Raw genomic sequence first — 9361 nt, 5'->3', positions numbered from 1 at the left:
GGGGGCAAAGCCCCCTCTCAACAAGTCAATTGTAAACCCCGTCCCCGCTGTTGACTTCCGCTGTGGGCCAGGTCGTGATGACCTTCGTTCCCTGCCCTGGACAGCTTTCTACGTGGATCTCCCCGTCGTGGGAGGTGACGATTCCGTGGACGATGGCCAAGCCCAGGCCGGTAGCGGCGGTTCCACTGGCCTTGATGGAGAAATACGGGTCGAAGATGCGCTGGCGCGTTCCTTCGTCCATGCCGATGCCGTCATCTGATATGGCGATCTCGATTTGTTCCAACTCGGCCCGCTGAACACGCGTCGCTGCCAGATGGATCCAGCCTCCATGGGCCACGGCATCGCGGGCGTTGAGCAGCAGATTCGTGATGACGCGTTCGAGTTGCGCGGGGTCGGCTCGGATCGTGCCCACGTCCGGGTGCACTTGGATGTCGAGCGTCACGTCGGAGCCCAGGCGGAATTCCAAGCCGTCTATCAGCTCATTCAGGAAGGGCTCCAGTTCGAGGGGGCGCGCCGAACGCGGGCCTCGCTTGGCAAAGTCGAGAAGATCACGAGTCAGGTCAGCGCATTCATTCGCCGCGCTCTCGAGATCGGCAAGGGATGCATGCTGAGGATGTCCGGACGGCAGGCTCGAACGCACCAATGCGGCATTGCCGATGACCGTGGTGAGCTTGTTGTTGAAATCATGGGCGATGCCACCCGCCAGTCGGCCGAGGGTCTCGAGCCGCCCCGTGCGTTGTGCCTTTTCCTGCAACTGCCGCTCGATCGTGACATCGCGCGCAAGGATCAAACGACCGACGATCGCGCCATCCTCGGCGAGAACGGTTCGACCGTGTGTTTCGATGACGCGATCGTCTGGTAGCTGGAGTTCTTCCTCGCAGACATCTCCTCGCAGATCATCGAGTCGATGGGAGGCACGCTGCGTGTGGTCTGTACCGGCTCCCCCGAGGTGCGTAAGGAGATCATCGACGGAGCGTGTCTTCCACGCGTCGGCTGGTTCGTCGCCAACCATCTTGGCCATCGTGGGGTTGGTCAGCTTGATGCGGCCACTCGCGTCGGACAGCACCAGGCCAATCGGCACGGAATCGAAGAGTGCAGCGAGGGTCGCGCGGCCGCGCTCCGCGGCTCGTCCTATCCGACCGACCACGGAGTTCGCCTGGAGACCAGCGATCAAGATGCCGGTCAACAGCCAGAGGAACATGCCGTTCGCTTCGTTGCCCGAGACCCGGTACCACGCATAAAGGCAGGCCGTTGCGGCGATGAGTGGCATGGTCAAGGCCAACAACGTGTCGGGCGTGCCTCCGCGCGGCGAGCGAGAGAGCCGCTGCATTTCGTACGCGGCCGCGAAGGCGCCAAGGCTGACGAGGCTCGCGCCGGTCGCCTGCGTCGCTGCCTCGGAGACGAATGGCTGGAGGCCTACCCGTAACAACGCTGCCAAGGAAGCTGCGAGAAGCACGCTTCGGGGGACGCTGCGCCCCGCGAATTGTCGGGTTCCAATCCAGATCAACGTCGGGAAAGCGGTGCCCAGGATCGGGTATCCGGCTCGCAACGCTGGCCAGGTCTCGGCGAGTACGACACAGACGCCGGAGAGAAACAGACAAATCCAACCCGCAGACCAGGCAACGCCTCCATTCGCGGCGCCGAACCAGATCATCGGCGCCGCCAAGAAGGCGATGAACACGACACCGGCCAGGAGCAAGGCCTGTTCGTTCACCGGTCACTCCCCATGGCGGGGATTCTACATGCTGCCGGAGGGTAAGGTGGCTCCGGGAACGTCTCGACTAGCGGTGGAACTTCCGTCCGCCGCCGCTCTGCTTGAGCCGGCGTCGCTGTAGCTTCCGGCGCAGCTTGCCGCGATGGCGCGCACTGCGGCTTCGGTTGCGGTGCGGCAGCTTGGTGCTTTTGCGCATGACGGGCTCCTCCGGGGACGGCGCGGCAAAGTAGGCGAATTCGCAGGAAAAATCTACAGTCCCCGGAATCTCGGAGGCCCCCGTTGCAGACCCCCCTGGACCGCCTGGCTGATTTCGACCTGACCCTCGAGCAGCGTCAAGTGCGTGAAATCGTTCACGAATTTGCCCAGAAGGAGATCCTTCCCTACGTCGAACAATACGAGAGGGAGGAACGCTACCCGCTCGAGCTGGTCGCCAAGCTGCCGCCGCTGGGCTTCATGGCCCCGATGATTCCCGAGGAATACGGCGGCGCCTTCCAGGACGTCGTCAGCTACGGAATCCTGATGGAGGAGCTAGCCCGGGCCGATTGGGTGATCGCCTCCGTCGTCTCCGTGGCCAATTCGCTCGTCGCCGGCTCGATCCTCAAGTTCGGGACTGATGCCCAGAAGCAGCGCTGGTTGCCCCAGGTGGCCGACGGCTCCTGCCTGTGTTCCGCCTGTCTGACGGAACCGGGGGGCGGAACGGACCTCGGCAACATGAAGAGCACCGCTACCAAGGTGTCCGGCGGCTGGCGGTTGAATGGAACCAAGGTCTTCATCTCCCACGCGGACCATGCGGGTCTCTTCTTCGTGGTGGCGAGCGTCGATACTGCGAAGAAACACGGAGGCGTGACCGCCTTTCTGGTCGATCCGCGCGAAACGGAGGGCATCACGATCGGCGCCTTTCCGATGCGGACACTCAAACGCGACAAGCTGGCCGAGGTGCATTTCAAAGACGCCTTCGTTCCCGACGAAGCGCTCCTCGGCGACCCGGGCAAAGGCTTTCCGGTCCTGGGCTCGGCGCTCGATACCGGTCGTTTTTCGGTGGCGGCGCGCTGCGTGGGCCAGGCCCAACGTTGCCTGGATCTGGCACTTCCCTACGCCTTGGAGCGCGAGGCTTTCGGCCAACGAATTGGCGAGTTCCAGATGATCCAACAGAAGATCACCGACATGACCTGCCGCACCCAGGCCGCCCGCAACGCGGTCTACCAGCTCGGTCGCATGAAGGATGCCGGTGTGCCGCGCGCCTCGATGGAGAGTTCGATGGCCAAGCTGATGGCCAGCCAGGCCGCTGTGCAGAATGCGCTGGACGCCATCCAGATCCACGGTGGCTACGGTCTCTCCGAGGAGTACGAGGTGGGGCGCCTCCTGCTCGAAGCCAAATCTCTCGAGTTCGGTGAGGGCACGAGTGAGCTGCACACGAAGATGATCGCGGAATTCATGCTGGGGATTCGCAAGCAATGAGCCATGAAGAGGGACGCGCACGGCTACTGGAAATGGTCCTGGCCACATTCGAAAGGAAGGAGATCACCCTCTCGAGTGGAAAGAAGTCCAATTTCTATCTCGATTGTCGGATTCCCCTGATGAAGCCTCTCGGCCAGAAGCTCGCGGGAGAGCAGATGCTCGGCCTGCTCATGTCAGGCCCGTCGGTCGATGCGGTCGGCGGCATGGCGGTCGGCGCCGTACCGCTCGTCTCGGCGGTGCTCTCCGCAGCCGCGCACCACGATCCGGAAACCGATCTCCGGGGTTTCTTCGTTCGCAAGGAGACGAAGAAACACGGCAAGGGCCGTCAGATCGAGGGCGGCTTCGTGCCGGGGCAGAAGGTCGCCCTGGTCGAAGATACGTGCACTACCGGCGGCTCCACCCTCGATGCACTCGAACTCGTCGAGGCCGCCGGCGGCAAGGTGACAAGGGTCCTCTGCCTCGTTGATCGAGGCGAGGGCGCCGCAGAAGTCTTCGCCGAGCGGGGCGTCGAACTCGAGGCGATCTTCACCCGGGACGATCTGCCGATCTGACGGCCCGGGCTGTCACGCCCGGCGTCCGTTCAGCTCTCGGCTCGCTCCAGGGTGTCGAGGCAGCGGTCGGCCATCGCCGAAAACTCATTGCGCGGAAACTGGTCCAGGTTCATTCCGAGATCGGCAAGCGAAGCCAGCAGGTGAGAACGAGCATCCTCGAGGTCACACTCCAGGTGCTCGCAGTGGGTGGCTAGTTCTGCTCGGAGCTTCCGGCTCGGAAAGCGCATGGAGGTGGCCCAGCGCACCAGATCGAAGATCCCGTAACCGTCGGTCTTGGATCCAGCCCAGTCGATGAGCACGAAGCCATGACGGTTCTCGCTGATCAGAACGTTCGCCTCCCAGAGATCACCGTGCATCACGGCGTGTCTGGGAATCCAGGCAGCATCGTCCAGGCGGGCCAGCGCGTGGGCAGCTGCATCTTGAAGCCGTGCTGAGACGCCCTTCATCGCCGAGAGCGCCTGGAGCGGGTTGCGGAAGTTCGACTCCAGTTCTTCCCGTTCGAGCGGACGGGAGGTTTGCGCGGCACTTGCAGCGAGCCAGCTCCCGACGGCGCTGCCGATTCGGGACCGTTGTATGGGCCAGAGCAGGCGCTTCGTGCCAAGCGGCTCACAGAAGGGGAGGACCGCATAGGACCTTCCATCCCGGACTCCCTCGTGTTCCGGCAGGAGCACTGCGCTGCCGAGTTCCTCGCCCAGGGCGTCAAAGGCCTGGCGTGCGCGCTTCACCGCGCGGGCCACCATATCCGGCCATTCGGGAGAAGAGCAGAGAGCCACTGCGACGGTTCGGCCCCGGACATCACGAATCCGGAGCTTCATCACATCGTCGGCGCGCTGTGTGGCCGGGCGAAGAAGCGAGAGAGGTTGCTCGGGGAGCTCGCCAAAGGCTCCCGTCAGGAAGCCCGCAAGTTCCTCGCGCCAGGGGTCGAGATCCTCCGCCGCCATGCGCCTTCTGCTCCTTCCGTTCCCGTTGGCACGGAGTCTATCAGCTTCTCTGCTGCCAGCAGCCACGGCTCGCACGTGGGATCTTGTTAGGCAGTCAACTGAAACAGGGATTCTGCACTCCTCGATCGGCTCCGGGCCACGAGCCAGGCCGAGACCTTCTGTGCGGCCAGGTCCGGATGCATCAGCGGCCATTCGTGGCCTCGCACATCGCGAAGCCGGCGGATCTCGAAGTTCTCGAACACCAGGCCCATCCAGGCGCGAAGATCGCGTGGAATGCGAAAGAACTCATCGCGCTGGGATTGGAAGATGGCGGTGGGTACATCGAATCGAACGCCGCGTTGGCCCCAGCTATCGTAGAGGAGCCGATACTCCTGCAGCTGAAGCCTGGACAGGTTCGTCGCCAGGGACCACGTCACGTCGAGCTTACGTGCCAGATTCGCGAGCATCGTTCCGCCATGGCGAAGCATGAGCGCCCACCCACGGAAGGCAGAACCCGTACGGCCCAACAGCTGGTTGCCCGTGATGCACGCGGATCGGGCCAGGAAGCCCGAAGGACCGTATGTCACCGGTAGCACCGGATTGAGCGCGAGGATCGCCCCGGGCCGTGGTGTCGAATCGGCAAGACATTGGGCAACACCAGCGCCTGTCGAGTGTCCGACGACGCTGTAGCCAGCCAGGAGTTCGCCTTCATTCTCGAGCTCGCGCACCACGGCACGCGTGAGTGCAACGCATGCACGGAAGCTGCGCGGAGGCTCAGCCAACGAGTTGTTCGGGTAGAGGAAGGGCGCGAGTACGCGGAACCCGTGATCCCGAGCGAGCGCGTGGACCATTCCGTATTGCGCGGGGTGGCGTCCGAAGCCGTGCAGAAAGAGGAGCGTCGGCCCTCCTTCGGACAACCACTCGCAAACGGGAATTTCCTGACCAAGGACGCGGACCTTCGTGATCGTGTGTTTCATGGGGTCTCCTCGCCTTGTCATTGAGCAAGCAGCGTGCCGTTTCGCCAGGGCCTCTCTCGGCCGCTGACGTAGCCCTGGCTGGAGTTGCCGTACATCCACTGCACGCAAGAGGGCATGGCTTGCTCTCGCCTGCTCGCGTAGGGGCTCCACGAGCGTCCGGAGCCTTGGCACGCTCGGTGCAACGCAACGCAAGGACTCGATTCGACCCGAACCCTCTCCCTCGAAAGGAATCCCCATGGAACGAAAACTGATGGATCTCGATACACAGGCCTGGCGCATGCAGGTATGGCTGTCCTTCGGCCTTGCCCTTGCCCTGACCACCGTCGGCGTGCTCTACCTGCCGGTCGATATCTGGGTGAAGGGCTACCTGGGGGTTGGCCTCTACTTCACGGTCTCGTCCTGTTTCACGCTCGCCAAGACGCTCCGCGACCAACACGAACGCGAGAAGATGACGAATCAGATCAGCGAAGCGCGGACGGAACGCATGCTGCGTGAGTACGGCGAGGAGGCGGCTTGATGTTGGGCCTACGTATCCGACGAATGTTTGCGGCGATCAGTGGTCATGCGGTTTCCGAGCTCGAAGCCCAGCACCCCGAGGCGGTGCTCGACTACGAGCGCGAACAGCTGCGCATCCAGATTGCCCAGTACAACCGACACCTGGCGGGCCATGCCGGGCTCTGTGAGCGTCTGCGTGCCCGTCGCGAGTTGCTTGGGAAAGAGGAAGTGACGCTCCGCACGCGGGTCGAACGCTTTCTCGAGGCTGGCAAGCGCGAGCGTGCTGCGGAACTGGCGTTGAGACTCGAAGCCGTTGGTGAGGAACGCGAAGAGCTACGCGGGCAACTCGAACAAGCCGAGGAGACGTATCGCAATCTGGTGAAATCCCGGGACGCGGCGGTCGACACGGCTCGTGCCAAACTCGAGGGCCTGAAGCGCACCATCAGCGGCGTGAAGATCCAACGCGCCCAGGCCGAACTCTCGGAGATGGCGGCCTCGATGCAGGGCCGCATCGGGCTCTGCGACGGCACCCTCGATCGGGTGCAGGAGAAGCTGGAGGAGCAGAGGGAGGTGGCCGTGGGCCGCACGCGCGTCGCCCAGGGATGCATCGATCTCCCGGCCCTCGAAGAGGACGAAGAGGAGCAGGCGGAACTCGCGGAAGAGGCGCTGCGGCGCTTCGAGGCGGGGTCCGCCCCCGCTTCCTCCGAGGGCGTCGCTCCCGAGCCCCGGGCGCCTACTTCGGATTCGAGCGGCGACGCGTCTCGATGAACTTCACCATGGCGAGGAGCGTGCGGTTCACCGGAACGGGTATGGCGCGCTCCTCGCCGAGGCGGACGACGGCGCCGGTAAGCGCATCGATCTCGGTGCGCTTGCCGGCGCGCAGGTCCTGCAGCGTCGAGGATTCGTGCGCGGCGGTCGGCGGAAGCAGGACTGTGAAGAAATGCTCGAGATAGGCGTCCGCATCGGGCCAATGGGTCGCGTAGCCGGAGGCCTGCATGACGTCGAAGATCTCGTGAGCGAGGGCGCGCAGGATGTCGCAGGCCGCTTCACTCTTCCCGATTTCCCCGTAGGAGACCTCGAAGATCGCACCCAACGGATTCAGCAGGCCGTTGTACAAGAGCTTTGCCCACAAGTCCTGGGCGATCCGGTCGGTCGCGTCACAGGGAAGGCCACCCTGATGGATTGCGGCGCAGAGCGCGGAGATCGCTTGCGAGGCTTCGCCGAACAGGCTTCCGATGCGAACGGGTTCGGCGTGCACCGTGATCTCGACGTGATGGGACGCTGGCCTTCGAAAGCCGGTGATGATTCGGGCGTTCCACACCTGGCGTTCGGGAAAGAGAGCCGTGAAGTGTGCCGCGTTCCCCCAGCCGTTCTGGCACAACACGATGCGGGTTGCCGTCCCGATTCGCCCGGAGGACGCCAGGCTCTCTGCGGTCGCTGCCGAGTCGAAGGATTTCGTCGCCACCAGGACGAAGTCGGGCGACTGATGGGGGAGTTCTTCGAGGGTTGTCGCAACCCGAAAGCTCTGGGGTGGGTGGACGATTTCGCCGAAGATCCCGCTGCGCCGAAGGCCTCGTTCCTGGAGGGCGGCCGCCGTGGCCGGTCGAGCGACGAGCGCCACTTCTCTTCCGGCTTCGAGTAGCGCGCTGGCCAGGCCGAGGCCGACCGCCCCGGCACCGTACACGATCACATTCACAGATGGGCACCCTCCGCACGCCAGTGTAGAGTGGGCTTCCCAGCCAGGAGATGCCATGAGCCTGAACCTCGGATCCATCCTGATGGCGGCCGCCCACGGCCGCCCGGACCACCCTGCCATTCGTCTCGGTGAGCGCAGCGTGAGCTACGCAGAGCTCGACCGTGCGGCGCGCGGGGTTGCGGCGAGTCTGCATGAACGCGGCATCGAGCCTGGCAACCAGGTCGCGCTGATGGTTCCGAACGTCCCCGAGTTCACGATTGCCTACTACGGCATCCTGTATGCCGGTTGCGCGGTGGTGCCTCTGAACGTGTTGCTCTCCGCGCCGGAAGTCACCTACCACATCGAGGATTCCGGCGCGCAGTTGCTCGTCGCCCATCCTTTGTTCGCGGAACCCGCGCGGAAGGGAGCCGAGGGCGCAGGCGTTCCGGTGGCGTGGAGTGACGGAGATGGCCAGACCGATCTCCCCGCCATGGCGGCTGCGTCGCCGGTCGAAACCCTGCATGCCACGGGCCCCGATGATACCGCCGTCATCCTCTACACTTCCGGAACCACGGGCAAGCCCAAGGGCGCCGAACTCAGCCACGCGAATCTCTTCGTGAACTGCTCGGTCGTGGTGCCGAAGCTTCTGCCGCTCGGTGAAGACGATGTGGCTCTCGCGACCTTGCCGCTCTTTCACTCGTTCGGGCAGACCTGCATCCAGAACGCGACGATTGCCACCGGTGGGACCTTCACCCTGCTTCCGCGCTTTACGCCGGAAGAGGCGATCGAGATCATCGAGCGCGACAAGGTGACGCTCTTCGCCGGCGTGCCGACGATGTACTTCGCCCTGTTGCACCACGAGGGTGCCCGTCCGCCCGATCTCTCGTCTGTGCGATATTGCATGGCCGGCGGTGCACCAATGCCGGTCGAGGTGATGAAGGCCTTCGAGGCGAAGTTCGGCGTCGATGTTCTCGAGGGCTACGGGCTTTCGGAAACCTCGCCCGTCGCGAGCTTCAACCAACTGAACCGTCCCCGCACGCCGGGTTCGATCGGTTACCCGGTATGGGGCGTGGAGATGGCGATCCTCGATGACAAGGATCAGCCCCTGCCGGATGGCGAGCGCGGAGAGATCTGCATTCGCGGCCATAACATCATGAAGGGCTATTGGAACCGCCCGGAGGCCACGGCCGAGACCATGCGCAACGGCTGGTTCCATTCCGGCGATATCGGTATCCGGGATCCGGGCGGGAGCTACCGTATCGTCGATCGGGTGAAGGACATGATCCTGCGCGGCGGTTTCAACGTCTATCCGCGTGAGGTCGAGGAAGTGCTCTACGCCCATCCGGCGATCGTCGAGGCTGCCGTGATCGGAATTCCTCATGAGAGCCATGGCGAAGAGGTGAAGGCTTTCGTGGCCCTCGGAAAGGACCAACAAGTGACTTCCGAGGAGCTGATCGCCTATTGCAAACAGAACCTCGCCGCCTACAAATATCCTCGCCACGTCGAAATCATCGACACCCTGCCGAAAGGCCCCACCGGCAAGATCCTCAAGCGGGAGCTTCGCTAGTCGA

General features: G+C 63.9%; 9 protein-coding genes. 5 read left to right on the top strand and 4 right to left on the bottom strand.

The annotated features are described in order from the left end of the window. Positions 1 to 25: 25 nt before the first annotated feature. Positions 26 to 1714, bottom strand: coding sequence for a PAS domain-containing protein (locus GY937_06520; GenBank protein ID MCP5056366.1), 1689 nt, complete (start codon positions 1712 to 1714; stop codon positions 26 to 28). A gap of 279 nt (positions 1715 to 1993) precedes the next feature. Between GY937_06520 and GY937_06515 the strand changes: the two genes are divergently transcribed. Then, positions 1994 to 3172, top strand: a complete 1179-nt coding sequence (locus tag GY937_06515) for an acyl-CoA dehydrogenase (protein MCP5056365.1) — start codon at positions 1994 to 1996, stop codon at positions 3170 to 3172. Next, positions 3169 to 3723: an orotate phosphoribosyltransferase gene (gene pyrE / locus GY937_06510; protein MCP5056364.1), complete on the top strand. Its 555-nt coding sequence runs from the start codon at positions 3169 to 3171 to the stop codon at positions 3721 to 3723. Before GY937_06515 ends, pyrE begins: the two co-directional genes overlap by 4 nt. A gap of 29 nt (positions 3724 to 3752) precedes the next feature. On the opposite strand, the gene GY937_06505 is transcribed toward pyrE, so the two are convergent. Together GY937_06505 and GY937_06500 are read right to left on the bottom strand one after the other, a co-directional pair. Continuing rightward, positions 3753 to 4664: a phosphotransferase gene (locus GY937_06505; protein ID MCP5056363.1), complete on the bottom strand. Its 912-nt coding sequence runs from the start codon at positions 4662 to 4664 to the stop codon at positions 3753 to 3755. A gap of 86 nt (positions 4665 to 4750) precedes the next feature. Then, positions 4751 to 5620, bottom strand: coding sequence for an alpha/beta hydrolase (locus GY937_06500; GenBank protein MCP5056362.1), 870 nt, complete (start codon positions 5618 to 5620; stop codon positions 4751 to 4753). A 235-nt stretch (positions 5621 to 5855) separates the two neighbouring features. Here GY937_06500 and GY937_06495 point away from each other — a divergent pair, with 235 nt between their 5' ends. Together GY937_06495 and GY937_06490 are read left to right on the top strand one after the other, a co-directional pair. Further along, positions 5856 to 6137: a hypothetical protein gene (locus GY937_06495; protein ID MCP5056361.1), complete on the top strand. Its 282-nt coding sequence runs from the start codon at positions 5856 to 5858 to the stop codon at positions 6135 to 6137. Beyond that, complete coding sequence (locus GY937_06490; protein ID MCP5056360.1) at positions 6137 to 6883, top strand: hypothetical protein; 747 nt, start codon at positions 6137 to 6139, stop codon at positions 6881 to 6883. Before GY937_06495 ends, GY937_06490 begins: the two co-directional genes overlap by 1 nt. Here GY937_06490 and GY937_06485 read toward each other — a convergent pair. Beyond that, positions 6849 to 7868 (bottom strand): 2-dehydropantoate 2-reductase, encoded by a 1020-nt coding sequence (locus tag GY937_06485; protein ID MCP5056359.1) that lies wholly within the window; start codon positions 7866 to 7868, stop codon positions 6849 to 6851. The genes GY937_06490 and GY937_06485 overlap by 35 nt on opposite strands. Here GY937_06485 and GY937_06480 point away from each other — a divergent pair. Then, positions 7867 to 9357: a long-chain fatty acid--CoA ligase gene (locus GY937_06480; GenBank protein ID MCP5056358.1), complete on the top strand. Its 1491-nt coding sequence runs from the start codon at positions 7867 to 7869 to the stop codon at positions 9355 to 9357. The genes GY937_06485 and GY937_06480 overlap by 2 nt on opposite strands. Positions 9358 to 9361 lie beyond the last annotated feature (4 nt).

Source organism: bacterium, from assembly GCA_024228115.1.
In the GTDB taxonomy this organism is placed as follows: Bacteria; Myxococcota_A; UBA9160; order UBA9160; family UBA6930.
The sequence above is the reverse complement of the archived record's forward strand: the minus strand, read 5'-3'. Positions and strand labels throughout refer to the sequence as shown.

What these genes read in the sequence shown, in the direction of transcription:
- pyrE (MCP5056364.1), top strand. Translation starts at nt 3,169, where the DNA reads ATGAGCCATGAAGAGGGACGCGCACGGCTACTGGAAATGGTCCTGGCC.
- GY937_06505 (MCP5056363.1), bottom strand. Translation starts at nt 4,664, where the DNA reads ATGGCGGCGGAGGATCTCGACCCCTGGCGCGAGGAACTTGCGGGCTTC.
- GY937_06500 (MCP5056362.1), bottom strand. Translation starts at nt 5,620, where the DNA reads ATGAAACACACGATCACGAAGGTCCGCGTCCTTGGTCAGGAAATTCCC.
- GY937_06495 (MCP5056361.1), top strand. Translation starts at nt 5,856, where the DNA reads ATGGAACGAAAACTGATGGATCTCGATACACAGGCCTGGCGCATGCAG.
- GY937_06490 (MCP5056360.1), top strand. Translation starts at nt 6,137, where the DNA reads ATGTTGGGCCTACGTATCCGACGAATGTTTGCGGCGATCAGTGGTCAT.
- GY937_06480 (MCP5056358.1), top strand. Translation starts at nt 7,867, where the DNA reads ATGAGCCTGAACCTCGGATCCATCCTGATGGCGGCCGCCCACGGCCGC.
- GY937_06485 (MCP5056359.1), bottom strand. Translation starts at nt 7,868, where the DNA reads ATGGCATCTCCTGGCTGGGAAGCCCACTCTACACTGGCGTGCGGAGGG.